Origin of the sequence: Sporocytophaga sp., assembly GCF_017745095.1 — a bacterium.
Classification (GTDB): Bacteria; Bacteroidota; Bacteroidia; order Cytophagales; family Cytophagaceae; genus Sporocytophaga.
In genome coordinates this window covers 1-18,066 of the sequence record NZ_JAGHZZ010000003.1, presented here as the reverse complement: position 1 = coordinate 18,066, position 18,066 = coordinate 1, and the positions used below count along the sequence as shown (strand labels likewise).

Here is an 18,066-nt window from a genome sequence, read left to right as displayed (position 1 = left end):
TTGTAGCCCTTAATTGATAAGGGTTTTAGAGGTTTTAGTAACTATATCGTTAGTTTTACCGTTTGCTTTTATAGAACGTGCTCACTCACGTTTTCTAAAAAAAAAGTACAACGGCTTCATGATTTATTTACGGTTAAATCTATTTGATTTTTTTAATATGAACTTCAGGAAGAAGCGGAGTACTGTTGCTTTTTTTAATTTGATGCTGATAGTTCTGTTTAGTGCCGTCAATATTGCTGGGTATGCTAATGTCACTGAAAGGAATAAAAATGAGATAGATATTGCTAATGAGGATAAAACATCTTTGGTAAGGGGACCTTACCTTCAAAAGCCTACTCCAACTTCCATGATACTTCGCTGGAGAACTAATAATAAAGTTAATAGTATTGTTAAGTATGGACTGTCTCCCACTGATTTGACCCAAAGCACTATTGATCTTTTTGAAACTACAGAACATACAGTGTTACTTTCTGATCTTAAGCCTTATACAAAATACTATTATTCAATTGGGTTTGGAGATAGTATTTTACAAGGAAATGATCAGAATTATTTTCTGACACCTCCTGTTAAAGATTCTCAAGGGAAGTATTCCTTTTGGGTGATAGGAGATTGTGGTAATAATTCAATAAATCAAATAAAGGTCAGGGATCAGTTTTTTAGATATAGAGGAAGTAATCTTACCAATGGAATGCTTTTGCTTGGAGACAATGCTTATTGGAGTGGTTCTGATGATGAATACAAAACTGGTTTTTTTTCAATATATGAAAGAGATGCACTGAAAAATATACCTTTATATCCGGCTCCTGGAAATCATGATTATGCCATGAACAGTGAGCGGCAAGCGGATCATAAAATTGCTTACTATGATATATTTGATACACCTTCAAATGGTGAAGCTGGTGGAGTACCTTCCGGGACAGAAGCTTTTTACTCTTTTGATTATGGAAATATCCATTTTCTTTCTCTTGATTCCTATGGTAAAGAGGACAATGCCACCAGACTGTATGATACCTTAGGTGCTCAGGTAGAATGGGTGAAAAGGGACCTTGAAGCTAATAAGAGTAAATGGATTGTTGCTTTTTGGCATCATGCTCCATACACCATGGGACATCACAATTCTGATACCGAAACAGAACTGGCTTTGATCAGAAGTAACTTTATTAGGATACTTGAACGATATGGTGTGGATCTCATTATTTGCGGTCATAGCCATTCTTATGAACGCAGCAAACTTATCAAAGGTCATTATGGTGCGGAATCGACTTTTGATCCGGATGTTCATAACCTGAGCCATTCAAGCGGAAGGTATGATGGCTCGCCAAATTCATGTACCTATCTGAAGGACTCTCTCCATAAAGTTGATGGAACTGTTTATGTTGTTTCTGGAGCATCAGGGTGTGTTGGTGGAAATCCACATGTAGCTTATCCTCATAATGCAATGGAAGCATTTAATGATATAACCAACGGAGGATCTTTAATCTTGGAAATAGAAGGATCTCGGCTAGATGCTCAATGGCTTAATGCAGATGGTGCGATCAGGGACAGGTTTACAATTATAAAAGACGCTGGAAGAATCAATAATATTAAAGTCAGCCTCGGTGATTCTGTTTCTTTAAGCGCATCCTGGAAAGGTGATTATGTCTGGTCTCATGATAGCAGTAAGGAACAAAATGTCAGTTTCTACCCTGAAGAAGACCAGGTAGTTGTAGTGTCTGACCAATTTCAGTGTATAGCAGATACCTTTAAAATACAAGTGGAGGCAACTATAGAATTAATTACTGATGTACACGCCCCTACTTTTGAAGAAGAGGTTAAAGTCTTTCCTAATCCTTTTAATGAGGAAATAACAGTCTCTTATAATGGTCCCGACCCAACCAGAATAGAGTTGTTCAATCTTGACGGAACAGTTGTGAAGAATATTGTCATTGCAAGATCTTCCACGCCTGGGAAAAAAACTTTTACCTTAAATGCAAAGGCATCAGAAATTCCAACCGGCATTTATATACTTAAAATGGAAAATGAACACAGAAGTAAAATCGTCCGTCTTAATTATATTTCAGAGTAGGGTTAGTTGAGCATTAACTAAAAATTAATAAAATAAATTAAAATCATGTAACTAATTTTTTACTCAGTCATTGCTTTAAAATATAGTGAGTTAATATATTTTTTTGTGTTTAAAATTTGTTTAAATGAATGACTGAACTCTTGTCATGAGCGGACCTTAACAGACTCTTAACTTTGTTATAATCGACAGCTAATATTGAAAGTATTTTTTTATGTCAAAATTTAAAGTACATGAAAAAAATACTCACATTATTAATGCTGGTGCTCACCATGCATTCTTATGCCCAAAAGGCTACCCTTATGCCTTTCGGAGCCGTCTGGAAATATCTGGACGACGGCAGTGATCAGGGAGCTTCCTGGTATGCAAAAGATTTTGATGATTCTCAATGGAAAAGCGGTCCCGCCGAAATTGGTTATGGAGAAACTGATACCAAAACTGTTGTTGGTTTTGGCCCTAATTCAAGTGATAAATATCCAACCACTTACTTTAGAACAACATTTGATGTAAAAGATCCATCAATGTTTACAGGATTTGACATTAATTATAAACGAGATGATGGTATCATTGTTTACATCAACGGATCAGAGATTTTCAGAGATAATGTTGCAGCTTCAGGAATTGATTATAAGTCATATTCAATTATAGAATGCGCAGATGATGGAAATACAGTCTTTACAAAAACACTTTCTGTGGCTGAAAGTAAAATAGTTGCAGGCTCCAATTCAATTGCTATTGAAGTGCATCAGCGTTCTGCCGGAAGCAGTGACATTACCCTGGATGTTGAAATTACAGGAAGTGTAACTGCTGCGCCGTTTACACTTTTTCCATACGGTTCCGTATGGAAATACCTAGACAATGGTTCAGATCAGGGAACTGCCTGGACAGCATCTACTTTTGATGATTCTCAATGGAAAAGTGGCGCTGCAACTCTCGGATATAGCACAAATGGCAAAACTCCTATAGTTACAGAATTAAGCTATGGTCCGGATGAAGCTAACAAATACATCACATCTTATTTCAGGACTACACTTAATATTGCAGATATCAGCTTCATTGATACACTTATTTTAAATAATAAATTTGATGATGGACTTGTAGTTTATATTAATGGTTCTGAAGTGTACCGTTATAATATCCCTTCAGGAGCTGTCAATTATACCACTACTGCAAACAGCGGAGATGATGGTAAGAATGTGCATACTGGAAAATTGACCAAGGCACAGAGTAAAATAGTTGCTGGTGCAAATACCATAGCTGTTGAAGTTCACCAAAGTGGTGGAAGCAGCAGTGATATAGTGCTGGATATGGAGATTTTAGGTAAAACAAAATCAGGAACTACAACTCCAACCGATCCTACAACTCCTACAGATCCTGTAGTCTCTAGAACAAAGCTGACAAGAGGTCCTTATCTTCAAAAATCAACTTCTACTTCGATAGTATTACGCTGGAGAACTGACAAGAAGGTGAATAGTGTGGTAAGATATGGGCTTGATCCCGCAAATCTTGATGAAGCAGTTACTGATTCAAAAGACACTACCGAACATTTGGCAACTGTTACAGGACTTACTCCTTATACTAAATATTACTATTCAATTGGTTTTGGAGATTCTTTATTGCAGGGTGATGCACAAAATTATTTTCTTACAGCTCCAGTTAAAGGCTCAGAAGGGAAATATTCTTTCTGGGTTGTGGGAGATTGTGGTAACAACTCTACAAATCAGAAAAATGTAAGAGATAAATTTTATTCTTACAGAGGTGATAATGTGACAAACGGATGGCTGTTACTAGGAGACAATGCTTACAGCAATGGCTCTGATGATCAATTCAGAGATGAGTTCTTTGCCATATATGATGGTAATGCGTCAAAAAATATTCCTCTATGGCCTGCGCCGGGTAACCATGATTATGATAATGGTAGTTCTGCCCGCCAGTTAGATCATGCTATACCTTATTATAAAATTTTCGAAACTCCTACAAATGGAGAAGCCGGTGGAGTTCCTTCAAATACAGAAGCATTTTATTCATATGACTATGGTAATATCCACTTCCTTTCTCTTGATTCATACGGAAAAGAAGATCAGGCAACCAGATTATATGATACTACTGGTGCACAGGTTCAATGGATCAAGAAAGATCTTGAAGCAAACAAGAGCAAATGGATAGTTGCTTACTGGCATCACCCTCCATATACAATGGGATCTCATAATTCAGATTCTGAAGGGGAGCTTGCTAGCATTCGTACAAACTTTATCAGAATTCTTGAGCGTTATGGTGTGGACTTGATTCTTTGCGGACATAGCCACGACTATGAGCGCAGCAAGCTGATGAAAGGTCATTATGGCAAAGAAGCTACTTTTGATGAAAACGTACACAATCTTAGCCAATCTAATGGTCGTTACGATGGTACTGAAAATTCATGTACTTATCTTAAAGATTCTCTCCATACATTGGATGGAACTGTTTATGTCGTATCAGGTTCTGCGGGTCAATTAGGCGGACAACAGTCAAGCTTCCCACATGAAGCAATGAGAGGTTACTCAAATGCTACAAATGGTGGTTCTATGGTTCTGGAGTTCGACGGTTCTCGTCTGGATGCCAAATGGATTAACGCGGACGGACAAATTCGTGATCAATTTACAATCATTAAAGATGCAAGCAAAGTAAAATCTTTTGATGTTGCCCTTGGCGAATCTGTACAACTTGAAGCTTCATGGAAAGGTGATTATGTATGGTCACATTCCACATCAGAAAAAGGAAGTAAGGTTATATATACTCCTTCAAAGAGCGATACTATTGTTGTAACTGACGTGTTCCAGTGTATATCAGATACATTTAAAATCAATGTTGTTCTTCCTACTGTTAAGTTTGTTGATATGGCTGCCGCCTACTGTGCAGGATCTGAAATCAATCTTACTTATGTGGTAGATGGCAAGTTTTCAGCAAATAATAAATTCGTATGGCAGTTAAGTGATGCTCAAGGAGACTTTACTAATGCTATTAATTTAGGATCTTTCAGTGGTACAGAAAGTGGCTTTATTAACGAATGGATTCCTGAACTGGTTGAAGAGGGTTATGCTTACAGAATACGTCTTGTTGGTTCAGAGCCTTTTGTTGAAGGCGAAGCTTCAGCTCCTTTTGCACTTGTAAATATGCCTCAGGTAGTCCTTGAAAGCAGCTCTTTAAAAGTATGTCCTGATGATGAAGTGACATTTACTGCTTCCGGTGCTGTTAAATATGAATTTTTTGTAAATGAAGTTTCTCAAGGAGAGTCATCTGAAAAAGCTACATTCAGCAAGAAGTTTACCGCCGTAGGTTCAGAATTGATTTCAGTAAAAGGAACGTCAGAGTTAGGTTGTTCTAATACTGTTTATCTGAAAAATATAACCAATGCACTTCCTCAAAAGCCTGTTATAACAGGAACAGAAATCTTATCTTCAAGTGCTGCTACAGGAAATCAGTGGTATAAAAACGGAGTTGAGATACCTGGCGCAACTGCTCAGATTTTACCTATAATAGAAGGTGGTGTATATAAAGTTAAAGTTACCGGTTCTAACGGTTGTACAATTGAATCTGACGAGGTAAGCGTTACTACCCCTGGTTCCGTAACAGATATTACAGAAAGCAATTCTTCTGCTTTTAGTGTAAATGTTTATCCGAATCCATTCAGTAGCGAAGTAACTGTATCCTATTCGTTAAAGGAAAGCGAAAATCTTAATGTAGAGATTTTAGCTCTTGATGGTACTGTGGTTGCAAAACCAGTTGATAATGAATGGAGAGCTGAAGGCCAATATTCATTTGTTATTTATGGAAAAACATTAGGTTTGAAATCAGGTATTTACCTTTTGAAAGTTGGGACATCCAAACAAAAAAGTATGGTAAGAATGAACCATATTTCAGAGTAGTTACGTAATAAAAAACTTTTAGGAACTGCCTTTTTAGGGCAGTTCCTTTTTCCATTATAAGATCCCTGGCATGAGATTCTGGATATTTATTCTCTCAATAGTATGTTTTATAGCTTCTACAGGAGTGAGCCTTTATAAGACATCTCCAAATGAAGTCTCCGAACGATACAGACCTTATTTACTGGAAGAGATATCAAAATGCAACGAGCAACTTTCCAGTATTTTGAAAGAAAAATCTTTTAACCAAAGCAAATTAAAGAAACACTTTATAAGTGCTAGAAAGCATTATAAACATATTGAATTTATCCTCGAATATGTTTCACCTAAAGAAGCAAAATACTATATAAATGGTCCGCTGGTGCCAAAGTATGATGCAGATATGGGTAGTGAAGTTTTTTATCCTCAGGGGTTTCAGAAGATTGAAGAGATTATTTATGATGGAGAGGTTAATCAGTTTCAATTGCTTAAAGATCAGGTTAGCAGTTTAAAAGATCAGTTAAGTACACTTCAGGATTATTATAAAGATGTGGAATTAAATGATGGTCAGCTGCTTGAGATGATGCAGCTGCAACTTTTTAGATTAGCCACAATGAGCTTCAATGGCTATGATGCTACAATTTCTCTTGATGGAATTAAAGAATCAGAGTGGAGTCTGGAAGGGGTGAATAAAGCATTTACTTTTTTTAATATTTATGCAGAAAGAGATCCTTCAACGCTGCCAATGTATCAGCGATGTATGGCTTTGTTTAAATCTGCTAGTAAGCAACTGATTGCTAATACGGATTTCAATTCATTTGACAGGCTGGGTTTTATAGTAAAATATATTAATCCTCTTAATGAGAATATTGTTAAGTTTCACAATGCAGCTCATCTTTCCTGGTCAAGAAGAAAGCAGGCTTTGAACTTGAATAATATTTCTTTGTTCAGTAGGAAAAATTTTAATTTGCAGCATTTCTCCATTTATTATGATGATACTTTGTTTAATGCAAAGCAGGCTGCATTAGGTAAATTATTGTTTTTTGATCCAAGGCTTTCAGGCGGAAATAACATGTCTTGTGCTACTTGTCACAATCCGGAAAAGGGATTTACTGACGGAAGGAATTTAACAGTAACGACAGGATTGATTAGGGATAATACCAGAAATACTCCGTCTCTATTGGATGTTGCTTTCCAGAAAGCTTTCTTCTATGATGGAAGAGCTTATCAGCTGGAACAGCAGGTGTTTGATGTAGTTCATAATAAAAATGAGATGCACAGCACTTTGGATGAAGCAATAAGCAAACTTAATAAAAGTGTTGAATATAGAATGCTATTTGATAAAGCATTCGAAGATAAGTCTGGTATCACTGCGTATAATATTCAGAAAGCCATTTCAGAATACGAAAAAACTCTTGTTACTTTTAATAGTGCATTTGATAAATATGTTCAAGGTGATCTCACCAGGCTTAGTAAAGAAGCTGTTGATGGGTATAATTTATTTGCAGGTAAAGCGCTTTGTGGAAGTTGTCATTTTTTTCCGGTATTCAATGGTGCCGTACCTCCATTCTATAATGATTCCGAATTTGAAGTGCTAGGAGTACCTGCCTATGTAGGAGCTAAAGTGGTTGATCCTGATAAGGGAAGATTTAATGTCACCGGTGTAAAGGAATTTATGTATGCCTTTAAAACACCGACAGTTAGAAATAGTGCAATAACAGCGCCTTATATGCACAATGGAATTTACAATACATTGGAGGAAGTAGTAGACTTCTATCACAAAGGAGGAGGAGCTGGTTTGGGAATTGCTATCGAAAATCAAACATTGCCATTTGATTCTCTTGATCTCAATGCGTATGAGAAGAAAGCTATTGTTTCTTTTCTGAAATCACTTACTGACACTTCCGGAGTTGTTTCAAAGCCGCAAAGATTGCCTGAGATAATTGATGTTGTTATTAAGTCAGGTGCTTATTAAGCAAAGCAAAGTTTCGGATACTTTTATTCAATTTCCCCTGTGTAACTCACTGAAATAAATTACACAGAGAGCCACAGAGGCACAAAGAGAGTATTCATAAAAGTTGAGTATAGCTTTTATTACTTTCAACTTTCAACTTCATAAAGCACTTTCAAAAGTTGTTCCACTCTAATATCCTTCGCACATTTAAAATGCCCTTGAGGACAAGCCTTGTATCCATGCAAGTTACAGGGACGACATTGCAATTCGCTTTCCATCTGAACAATTCTGGAAAAATCACTTAACGGTCCGAAGCCAAATGATGGTACGGTAGAACAGAATATCGCACATACATTGGCATTTACACTGCTGGCAAGGTGCAGAGGTCCTGAATCATTAACATAATTAAGGACTGCATCTTTCATCAGCGCGCATGACTGAAGCAGAGAAAACTTTCCAGCAAGGCTTTCAATTTTTTTATTTTCAGTCTTACTTATAATAGAATTACAAAGGTCTGAATCACCAGGACCTCCGAGTAGATAAATTTTGTATTTTGAATTTATCTTGTTTATGAGCTCCACCCATTGGTCTTCCGGAAATTGCTTGGTAAACCAGACAGATGCCGGTGCCATGCAGAGGTATGGATTACCTTTGAGAGTTTGTACCTTTTGCTCATCTTCTTTGCTGTAATAGAGTCTTGGTTTTTCAGGTTTGCTGTCTGTGATGTCTTCAATAAGACTCAGATTGCGCCTTACTTCATGCGTGTTGTCTCCGATCTGATGTGTGATCTTTTTGTCATAGCAGAAAGCAAATGGGTTTTTGTCAAAACCGATTTTATATTTTGCACCTGATAAAAAACTTATGATGCCAGAGGATCCGAAACGATGAAGATTAATAAGCAGATCATATTTATTAGACCGAATCTTTGAAATGATTTTAGCCAGTTTTTTGAGCTTGTCTTTTTTCTCAAAAACCAATACCTCATTCAGGATAGGATTGTTATTCAGAAGACTTTCATTACCCTTTTTTACAAGGAAATCAATTTGGGCATGAGGGTAGTGTCTGTGCAGTTTTTCTACAAGAGGAGTTGCAAGGATTACATCGCCCAGAAAGGCAGTCTGAATAATCAATATTCTTTTAAATTCTTTTTTCACGCGCTTCAATATTAGGCAAAAATAATGTTTTTCTTAAACCCCAATTAAGTATTAGCAATTGAAAAATCATGTTAATCGTAATAATTCATTACTTGAATTTTTACCTTGAGGGATTGTTTGATTTTTATAATTTTTTAAATACTTCATCCCGATTTTGCCTGACTATTAACGAAGAAACTTCCCTTTTCAACAAAATATTTTCATGTTAAGTTAATTTCTTAAGGGAAATGGAGGAAGAAAAATGAGATCAATGTGGTCAGGGGCAATCAGTTTTGGTTTGGTAAACATTCCGATCAAATTGTATAGTGCCTCAGGGGAAAGCAGTCTGGACTTGGATATGCTGGCCAAGAAGAATCTGGCGCCTATCCGGTATGCGAAAATTAATACCATTACGGGTGAAGAAGTTGATTTTAAAGAGATTGTCAAAGGGTACGAAATCGATAAGGGCAAATACGTAGTTCTGGAAGATAAGGATTTTGAACAGGCTAATGCCCGCAAGACAAAAGCTATAGAGATAAAGGAATTTGTAAGCGAAGAGGAAATAGATCCCCTTTATTACGAAAAACCCTATTTTCTGGAGCCTGATAAATTTGCTGAGAAACCATATGCCTTATTAAGGGAAGCTCTAAGAGAATCAAAGAAAGTGGGCATAGGAAGTTTTGTTCTTAGGAACAGGGAACATATCTGTGCATTAAAAGCTGTAGGAGATGTGATCATTTTGAATCAGCTGAGGTATTATGCGGATTTGAGAGATTACAGGGAATTAAAACTTCCTCCAGCAGATGTAATAGGTAAAGGTGAAAAGTCCATGGCACTTAAGTTAATTGATCAGCTAACCGAGAAGTTTCAGCCAGAGCAATTTAAGGATACTTATATCGATGAACTGAAAAATATCATTGAGGCTAAAGCCAAAGGTTTAAAAATAGAGGTAACTGAAAAAGCTCCTGAACCTACGCAGGTGAGAGATTTGATGGAAACATTGAAGGCCAGCCTGTCAGCTTCTAAAGAAAGAGTCCCAGAAAACAGAGAGCCTGAGAAGAAAAAGGTAGCGGAAAAGAAACCTGCTGTAAAGAAGAAAACTAAAAAGGAGTAAGGCTATGGGACTTCAGGAATACAGGAAGAAAAGAGCCTTTGAGGAAACTCCCGAACCACAGGGTGATGAAAAGGAGAGGGAAGGCAGGCTCAGTTTTGTTGTGCAAAAGCATGATGCATCTCATTTACATTATGACTTCCGGCTTGAGATAGATGGAGTGTTAAAAAGTTGGGCTGTTCCAAAAGGTCCGTCACTTAATAATAAAGACAAACGACTTGCCATGATGGTGGAGGACCATCCCATTGAATATGGTGGTTTTGAAGGCATCATTCCAAAAGGAAACTATGGAGGAGGTACGGTGATGCTATGGGATAGGGGAGAATTTTATGCTCCCGAGATAGATCCTGATAACAGACAAGAAAATGAAAAGGCTTTAAGAGCCGGGCTTCATGCAGGAAATCTGAAATTTATTCTTATTGGAGAGAAACTTAATGGGGAGTTCGCTCTGGTAAAGACATACAGACCTGGAGGAAAAGGAAATGAATGGCTGCTTATTAAAAAGAATGATGCATACGCATCAGATGCAGATGTGAAAGAACAAGATAGGTCTATACTTTCAGGAAGGTCTATGGAAGAAATTGCCAGGCAATCTGAAAAGGAGGGAGATGTATGGATCTCTGGATCAACGAAGGATACTCTTGATCTAAGTGATGCCATTGAACAGCCTATGCCACATCAAATTCAACCAATGATGGCCACACTCCTGGAGGAACCCTTTAATAATAAAAACTGGATCTTTGAAATAAAGTGGGATGGTTATCGGGCAGTTGCTGAAATCAATCATACAGATGTTCAACTTTATTCCAGAAATAATAATTCATTTAACCAGCTATTCAAACCTGTTCTTGTTGAGCTGAAGAAGCTAGGTCTGCAGGCTGTTTTTGATGGGGAAATTGTAGTCCTCAACAATAATAATATTGCTGATTTTGGCTTAATACAGAATTACAAGAGAACAGGTGAAGGTAATCTTGTTTACTATGTGTTCGATCTTCTTTACCTCAACGGATATGATCTTACTTCTTTGCCATTATTAAAAAGGAAAGAACTATTAAAACAGATTCTGCCAAAAAATAATATGATTAGATATAATGATCATATAAAAGAGGCAGGTATTGCCTTCTTTGAAAAGGCCGTACAGCAAGGCGTTGAGGGTATTATCGGAAAGAAGTCTGACAGTGTTTATCTTCGGAATAAAAGAAGTCGGGACTGGGTAAAGATTAAAACAGCGCAAAGACAGGAAGCTATTATTGCTGGTTTTACAGAGCCAAGAAGGTCACGCAAGCATCTGGGATCTTTGATTCTTGGTGCATATGAGGACGGCCAGTTTGTCTATATAGGGCATTCAGGAGGAGGCTTTGATGATAATGCCTTACAAGAAATATATGACAGATTAGCCAATATTGAAATTAAAAAGGCTCCTTTTAAAAATGTTCCAAAGCTTCCGGGTACCATTCATTGGGTGAAACCTGAAATAGTATGTGAAATAAAATTTCAGGAATGGACATCAGAGGGGCTGATGAGAATACCTATCTTCATGGGACTTAGAGAAGATAAGTCTCCGGAAGAAGTTGTGAAAGAGATAGAAACCAATAAGCAAGAGGCGGAGGTTATTATCAATGCACCTAAAGAGACGCCTATTAAGGAAAGGCAGCGTGAAGCAGTGCCAAGAAAAAAAGCCCTGGAAGGAAAAAGGAAGAAGAAGGCAAAAGCCGTTACTACACTTTTGGGAGAAACATATGAAAGCGTGATCAGTGAAGAAACACTGGATAAGAAGAAGAAAGAGGCATTAGTTGAAATCGACGGACAAGCATTAAAGTTTACAAATCTTAAAAAAGTCTTCTGGCCTGAAGAGGGCTATGTAAAACAAGATTTGATTGAATATTACGATCATATTGCTCCCATTATATTACCTTACCTGAAAGACAGACCAGAAAGCCTGAGGAGAAATCCCAATGGTTATGACAAGCCAAGCTTCTTCCAGAAGGATATGCCTGATTCTATTCCTCAATGGGTTGAAACTGTAAAGATATATTCAGATTCAAATGAAAAGGAACTGAACTATATGTTATGCCAGGATAAAGCAACTTTACTTTACATGGCAAATCTGGGATGTATTGAGATCAATCCCTGGAGTAGCAGGATCCAGACTCCGGAGAAACCTGATTATATTGTGATAGACCTCGATCCTGTGGAAGTCACATTTGATATTGTGGTGGAAGTTGCTCAGGCAGTGAAGCACGTACTTGACAGAGGAAAGATAGAAGGATTTTGCAAGACATCGGGTTCAAAAGGAATTCATATTTTTATTCCTTTAGGAGCTCAGTATACTTATGATCAGGGAAAAGACTTTGCATATCTGATTGCAATCCTTACGAATAATCTTGTCCCTCAACTTACAAGTCTTGAACGTATGCCCAAAAACAGGCAGAACAAAGTCTATCTGGATTATCTTCAGAACAGGATGGGACAAACCCTTGCGGCGCCTTATTGTCTGAGGCCTAAGCCAGGAGCAACTGTCAGTACCCCATTGGAGTGGAGCGAAGTGAAAAAAGGTTTGGATCCTATGAAGTTTAATATTAAAACGATATTTGAGCGGATTAAAGAAAAAGGAGATATATTTAAGCATGTATTAACCCATGTCAATGATATGGATAAAAGTCTGAATTTTCTCAGACAAAACGGTTAATAGCTTATATCTATTTATTCTTATGGCGCAACTTATTATTGTTCGACACGGGCAATCTGTTTGGAATCTTGAAAACAGGTTTACAGGAATTACAGATGTAGACCTCACACAGCTGGGCAGGGAAGAGGCAAAGCAAGCAGGTATATTGCTAAAGTCCTACAATTTTGAAATAGCCTATACTTCTGTGCTTAGAAGGGCAATAGAAACCTTAAATATCATCCTAAGAGAGTGCGATAAGACAAGAATACCAGTCTTTGGTTCTCCCGCATTGAATGAGCGACATTATGGAGATCTGCAGGGATTGAATAAAAAACAAACAGAGATAAAATATGGTGAACAACAGTTTCAGCTATGGAGAAGGAGTTATGAGGTTGCTCCGCCTAACGGGGAAAGTCTCAAGGATACAAGGAATCGTGTGGTTCCCTATTATCAGAAAGAAATAGAACCTAAACTAAAAGCAGGTAAAAATATACTTATCTCTGCTCATGGTAACAGCCTTAGAGCCTTAATGATGTTTCTGGAAAATATTAGTCCTGAAGAGATTCCAAATGTTACTTTAGCTACTGGTGTACCAAGGGTTTATGAGTTTAATCAGGAGATGAAAATTGAAAAGGTTTTTGATTTGTAGAGATGCCATGCATGGCGTCTCATTATGTTCAATCTCAGCAACCCTTTCGTTTTTTATAATTTTTCAATTGGATAAAAAAAATTATTTGTCAATTAATTAGCCTGAAATTTATTTGATATCTGTTATTGCAAAAGAGACGCCATGCATGGCGTCTCTACGGATAAAGCTACTGTCTTATTTGACTCTTATCCACACTTAAAACTCTTTCCAGTCCGTCTTCTTTGCTATAGGATATCAAAAGTCTGTTTTCATTTAATCCTATAATCCTGCAAGGTTTAATAGTTTTAGTGTTTGTTTTAAGGTTTAATACCTCTACAGAAGCCTGCTCTCCTATGTCATAGCCGAAGTAATTTCTGTTGGAGGAATGCTCTGTAATCTTATAAATAACATCTTGACTAACCTTTTGCTTTTTAAGACGAGCATTGTTGTATAGGAAAGTAATTGCACATCTTTCTTTACTCAAATGTTTTGTTACTAATCCTTTGTGGAAGCCATTGTACTCATAAATAATGCTGTCTCCCAAAAGCAAGCCTCCAATCATTGGTGGATTATAAGATACAACATTCACTGTGTCTCCACAATCAAAAAGGTCTGCAGATACCGTTGCTATGGTTGAAGAGTAAAAAAGTATATAAGTGGTCTTAAAATCAACTGTGAAATTGGTGAGCTTTAAATCCTTTTTATCAGTTATTTTTCTATAAAGATCCTGCTTGGCTTCTACTATCAATGCAGTTTTATTTAGCCCTCCTAAGCCAAGAAATTTTCGGGTAGAGGCTTTCCCTGTTACAATAGTCTTCATAGGGCAATCAACTATGGAACCTGAAGATACATTACCTGAGTGAAAAGCACATGAAGAAAGCATTCCTAAAAATAAAAATTCAAGTAAAAAATTTTTCATTAGTTAAAGTTAATTAAATATTTAAAACGAATTCAAAACGAATTCAAAACGAAATTTCGGTAAAATATTTTAGGCATTAAAATATTTTTTTGACAAAGATGTTAATTATAGAAAAGGTTAGTGAGGTAAATAACTACTTAGTTGGTTTTTAAGGACTTGGTATTTATATGTAGTTTTTATAAGTTCAAGTAGATATTGTATTCCTGTTAGAAAAAATGAAAATAGCCCCGATTTTAGGGGCTATTTTTTTGAATGATTAACGATTTAAAGGTTTTAAGATTCAGCCATTTGTTTATACATTACATCTGATCGTAGAGCATATTTTACACCGTTTTTCACTGGGCATCCTTCATGCTTTAATTCATGAATAAAGCACAATGCCATACCGGTTCTAGGGAAAATGGTGACTTCATCAAATGCTGTTTCTCCCCCTTCATACTCTTCATTTAAATAGATCATAAAAGTGATCCGACTTTCTTCCGTATCGCTTCTTCTGAATCTCCCATCTATATGTCTTTTAAATCTCTGATCAAGTTCATACTTATAAAATCTGAACTGCTCATTTAATCCCATAGAGTATGAGTTGTCAATTTCTTTCGGACAAAAGTCTATGAGTCTGTCCCAAAGGGTAGAGGCAAGGCCCATGTCAGAATGAATTACTCTTTCATTGTTTCTTAAACTTTTGATCATTTTGGCACCCGAAGGAAGGCTAACCTCTGCTTCTTTGTATCCGATGTTTTCACTTAGTGCTATCAGATCATTACATTCGGATTTGGTTAGGAAATTTTCGATGGACCAGATTTGGTCAGTGTGAAAAATTGCATTCATAATCTTACTAGTTTAGGTGGTTAGTATAATTGACTGCTTGTGATTCAAGTTAGAAGTTTAGAGGATAACTAAAAGTGAATTAAAAAGAAATTGCTGCAAATCTTAAAATTTTGTAGAAGGTTGATATTTTAACTTTAAAATATCCTGTATTGGGGAAGTTTTTATTTAAGACTATCAAGCAGCCTCTTTATAGACAACTTGTCTGACTTGGTTTTTGCAAGCTTAAGGGCCTTATCCAGACAGGCCTTTGCTTTCTCTTTATTTTCTTTTTTATAAAGTTCACCAAGAAGAATATAATAAAAATGATTTTCGGTTAGTTGCAGCTTTTCAGCTTCTTCGATTGCCTTAGCATTGCTTTTTACTTTGGAAAATGCATAGATTCTATTAAGAGCAATGATAGGAGTGTATTCTATTTGTAGTAATCTATTATAAAGTTGTAATATGTTTTCCCATTTTTCATTTGTATCCTTCTTTTGAGTATGCCAATAAGCAATACTAGCTTCAAGGTGATAGCGTGAAATTTGATCTCCATAAGAAGCTCTGTTGAGGTAATACGCTCCTTGTGATATAAGTTCGTAATTCCATAAAGATTCATTCTGTTCATGATATAAAATAATTTCATCGGCATTATTTATCCTAGCAGGAAATCTGGAAGTATGAAAACACATAAGTGAATAAAGGGCATTAACGGAAGGAAGATCTGTTGTTTGGTTTTCAATCAGCAGTAATGTAAGTCGCATTGCTTCCTGGCAAAGATCCTCACGGATTATACTGTCATTGCTTTCGGAATAATAACCTTCATTAAACAGCAGATATAATGTTGTTAAGACAGTGTCCAGACTTGTATTGATTTCAGATTCCGAAGGAAATTCAATTTTGACTTTTTCTGTTTTTAATTTTTCTTTTGCTCTGTATAATCTTTTATTAATAGTTTCTTTGTTGGTTAAAAATGCATTGGCAATTTCTTCTATTCCAAATCCACAAAGTATGCGCAATGCAAGCGCTATCTGCGCTTCTTTTGGGATTGAAGGATGGCAGATTGCAAACAGCATTTGCAATTGACTGTCTGTAATATTTTTTTCGGAGAGATCTAATTCAAATGTTGTTGAAGAATTACCTGATAACAGCGGAATGATTTTGTCGGAAAAGACTAGGGTTCTGGTAAAATGATTTCTGGCTTTGTTTTTAGCTACCGTATAAAGCCAGGCTACAGGATTTTCTGGTACTCCTTTGTATGTCCATGTCTCTAAAGCTGATAAGAAAGTTTCGCTGGCTATGTCTTCCGCAGTATTGCAATGTTCAATACCCAAAAGTCTGGTGAGAACGGAGCATATTTTACTAAACTCCGTTCTGAATAAATGTGGTATCAATTCATTTTGCTTCATTACATTAAATGTATTTTAATAATGCCTTGAAGGTTTAACGATTGCTTAATGTGTACCATCATCTTTTGCAATTTTTCGGACCTCAATACTATTGCCTTCTCCCTGCAATACTGGACTACCTTTTGCAAATTCAACAGCTTCTTCTACTGAGGCTGCTTTAATTACTATGATACCTCCGATTGTTTCCTTGATATCTCCGAACGGACCATTGGTGACAATCTTTCCTTTATCACTTGCAGTTATCACACGTGCATTGTCAAATGGAAGACCGGTACCGCTTACAAATTTGTTCTGAGCTGAAATGCTGCCGATCCAATCCATCGTTTGTTGCATCCATATTTGAATTTGTTCCGGGGAAGCAACTTTTTTGCCATCCTCATGTCTCATAATCAATGCGTATTGTTCCATGTTTGTAATTTTTTTAATGAAGTTGAATATTGATTTCAACATTATGACAATTGACTTTACCAGTTTTGGACACGATTGGGGAAATATTTTTATTATCATTTACTTCAAGTAATGAAGCATATAGGAGGGCAATATGCGTATAAGCGCAATTATGGTTATTCCCGATTCCTCGTGTTAAGAACTATTTTGAAGGATGTTCCTTTTCCTTCTTCACTTTCAACTGAAATGGTTCCTCCGTTCCTCTCAATAAAATCTTTTGAAATTTTAAGTCCCATGCCTGATCCCTTTTCGTTGGCTGTACCAGTTTTCGAATAGGTGATGTCTTTTCGAAACAATTTATTTTTTACTTCAGGAGACATTCCAATTCCATTGTCAGACACGTAAATTTCAACTTTTCCATTTTGTTGTTTGGAAATCACTTTGACATATCCGTTTGAGTTGGTAAACTTAATTCCATTGGAAATGAGGTTACGAATAACGGTCTTTAGCATTTCATAGTCTGCCCATACTAAAATGGTATGGTCAGTTTCATTAATAAGTTTTATATTTTTATCTACGGCAATTCCATTGAGTATATTAATGTTTTCATCTACCAGTTTGTTGAGCTGGATACTTTGGGGCGATATTTTAATAGAATTCATTTGCAGACTGGCCCAGTTAAGAAGATCGCTTAGTAATGAATTTACCTTCCTGCTTGACTCTTCAATCATTTCATTGATTTTTCTTATTTCTTCGTAGTCCTTGGCTTCTCTTGAGAGCTCTGACAGTTTCAAAATATTGCTTACAGGTCCTTTTAGATCGTGACTAATAATGGAGAAAAATTTATTCTTGTTTTCGTTTATTTCAATAAGGTTGGCTTTGATTTTTTTCTCATTTGAAATATCCCTGATTATAAATACCAGTAAATAAAAGCCCACTATGCAGCTGACGATAAAACTGATCAAAACACCATATATTGTTTTCATGACATCGTCATTAGAGGTTTGTTGTTTATGGTCAAGTATCAAAGATTCTTCAGCCTCCATTACCTGTTTGATTTTTTTTATCTTTTCAAGATAACTTCTTCCCAGGTTAAATCTCAACATTATC

12 protein-coding genes are annotated in these 18,066 nt (G+C 36.4%); 6 read left to right on the top strand and 6 right to left on the bottom strand.

The window, feature by feature from the left end; translation table 11 throughout:
- Positions 1–157 precede the first annotated feature (157 nt).
- The 3 genes from J7604_RS05125 (at position 158) to J7604_RS05115 (ending at position 7,918) form a co-directional block, all read left to right on the top strand.
- A complete protein-coding gene (locus J7604_RS05125; RefSeq protein ID WP_293892092.1) occupies positions 158–2,065 on the top strand; it encodes a metallophosphoesterase in 1,908 nt (635 codons plus the stop codon).
- Between the two features lie 230 nt (positions 2,066–2,295).
- Positions 2,296–5,967 (top strand): metallophosphoesterase, encoded by a 3,672-nt coding sequence (locus J7604_RS05120; RefSeq protein WP_293892089.1) that lies wholly within the window; start codon positions 2,296–2,298, stop codon positions 5,965–5,967.
- Positions 5,968–6,037: 70 nt separating this feature from the next.
- Complete coding sequence (locus J7604_RS05115) at positions 6,038–7,918, top strand: cytochrome c peroxidase (RefSeq protein WP_293892086.1); 1,881 nt, start codon at positions 6,038–6,040, stop codon at positions 7,916–7,918.
- 125 nt (positions 7,919–8,043) lie between these two features.
- Here J7604_RS05115 and J7604_RS05110 read toward each other — a convergent pair whose 3' ends face one another.
- A complete protein-coding gene (locus tag J7604_RS05110) occupies positions 8,044–9,051 on the bottom strand; it encodes a glycosyltransferase family 9 protein (RefSeq protein WP_293892083.1) in 1,008 nt (335 codons plus the stop codon).
- Positions 9,052–9,292: 241 nt separating this feature from the next.
- On the opposite strand from J7604_RS05110, the gene J7604_RS05105 reads away from it, so the two are divergent.
- From J7604_RS05105 to J7604_RS05095, 3 genes are read left to right on the top strand one after another with little or no spacing between them, the layout of a single operon-like run.
- Positions 9,293–10,144, top strand: coding sequence for a Ku protein (locus J7604_RS05105; protein ID WP_293892080.1), 852 nt, complete (start codon positions 9,293–9,295; stop codon positions 10,142–10,144).
- 4 nt (positions 10,145–10,148) lie between these two features.
- Positions 10,149–12,830 (top strand): DNA ligase D, encoded by a 2,682-nt coding sequence (gene ligD / locus J7604_RS05100; RefSeq protein ID WP_293892077.1) that lies wholly within the window; start codon positions 10,149–10,151, stop codon positions 12,828–12,830.
- A gap of 22 nt (positions 12,831–12,852) precedes the next feature.
- On the top strand, positions 12,853–13,458 hold the full coding sequence (locus J7604_RS05095) for a 2,3-bisphosphoglycerate-dependent phosphoglycerate mutase (protein ID WP_293892074.1): 606 nt from the start codon (positions 12,853–12,855) through the stop codon (positions 13,456–13,458).
- A gap of 166 nt (positions 13,459–13,624) precedes the next feature.
- Here J7604_RS05095 and J7604_RS05090 read toward each other — a convergent pair whose 3' ends face one another.
- The 5 genes from J7604_RS05090 to J7604_RS05070 all read right to left on the bottom strand — a co-directional run.
- On the bottom strand, positions 13,625–14,356 hold the full coding sequence (locus tag J7604_RS05090) for a DUF6567 family protein (protein WP_293892071.1): 732 nt from the start codon (positions 14,354–14,356) through the stop codon (positions 13,625–13,627).
- Positions 14,357–14,629: 273 nt separating this feature from the next.
- Positions 14,630–15,184 carry a 2OG-Fe(II) oxygenase gene (locus J7604_RS05085; RefSeq protein WP_293892068.1) on the bottom strand — a complete coding sequence of 185 codons (555 nt, stop codon included), beginning with the start codon at positions 15,182–15,184 and terminating at the stop codon, positions 14,630–14,632.
- 161 nt (positions 15,185–15,345) lie between these two features.
- The gene (locus tag J7604_RS05080) at positions 15,346–16,569 is read right to left on the bottom strand and encodes a DUF6596 domain-containing protein (RefSeq protein WP_293892065.1); all 1,224 of its coding nucleotides are present in this window, start codon (positions 16,567–16,569) and stop codon (positions 15,346–15,348) included.
- A 45-nt stretch (positions 16,570–16,614) separates the two neighbouring features.
- On the bottom strand, positions 16,615–16,977 hold the full coding sequence (locus J7604_RS05075; protein ID WP_293892062.1) for a YciI family protein: 363 nt from the start codon (positions 16,975–16,977) through the stop codon (positions 16,615–16,617).
- Between the two features lie 155 nt (positions 16,978–17,132).
- Positions 17,133–18,066: HAMP domain-containing sensor histidine kinase (locus J7604_RS05070; protein WP_293892059.1), on the bottom strand; the 934-nt coding region annotated here is incomplete at its 5' end.

Excerpts from the sequence above, each read along its gene's own strand:
- J7604_RS05125 (WP_293892092.1), top strand. The coding sequence starts at position 158 with ATGAACTTCAGGAAGAAGCGGAGTACTGTTGCTTTTTTTAATTTGATG.
- J7604_RS05120 (WP_293892089.1), top strand. The coding sequence starts at position 2,296 with ATGAAAAAAATACTCACATTATTAATGCTGGTGCTCACCATGCATTCT.
- J7604_RS05115 (WP_293892086.1), top strand. The coding sequence starts at position 6,038 with ATGAGATTCTGGATATTTATTCTCTCAATAGTATGTTTTATAGCTTCT.
- J7604_RS05105 (WP_293892080.1), top strand. The coding sequence starts at position 9,293 with ATGAGATCAATGTGGTCAGGGGCAATCAGTTTTGGTTTGGTAAACATT.
- ligD (WP_293892077.1), top strand. The coding sequence starts at position 10,149 with ATGGGACTTCAGGAATACAGGAAGAAAAGAGCCTTTGAGGAAACTCCC.
- J7604_RS05095 (WP_293892074.1), top strand. The coding sequence starts at position 12,853 with ATGGCGCAACTTATTATTGTTCGACACGGGCAATCTGTTTGGAATCTT.
- J7604_RS05090 (WP_293892071.1), bottom strand. The coding sequence starts at position 14,356 with ATGAAAAATTTTTTACTTGAATTTTTATTTTTAGGAATGCTTTCTTCA.
- J7604_RS05085 (WP_293892068.1), bottom strand. The coding sequence starts at position 15,184 with ATGAATGCAATTTTTCACACTGACCAAATCTGGTCCATCGAAAATTTC.
- J7604_RS05080 (WP_293892065.1), bottom strand. The coding sequence starts at position 16,569 with ATGAAGCAAAATGAATTGATACCACATTTATTCAGAACGGAGTTTAGT.
- J7604_RS05075 (WP_293892062.1), bottom strand. The coding sequence starts at position 16,977 with ATGGAACAATACGCATTGATTATGAGACATGAGGATGGCAAAAAAGTT.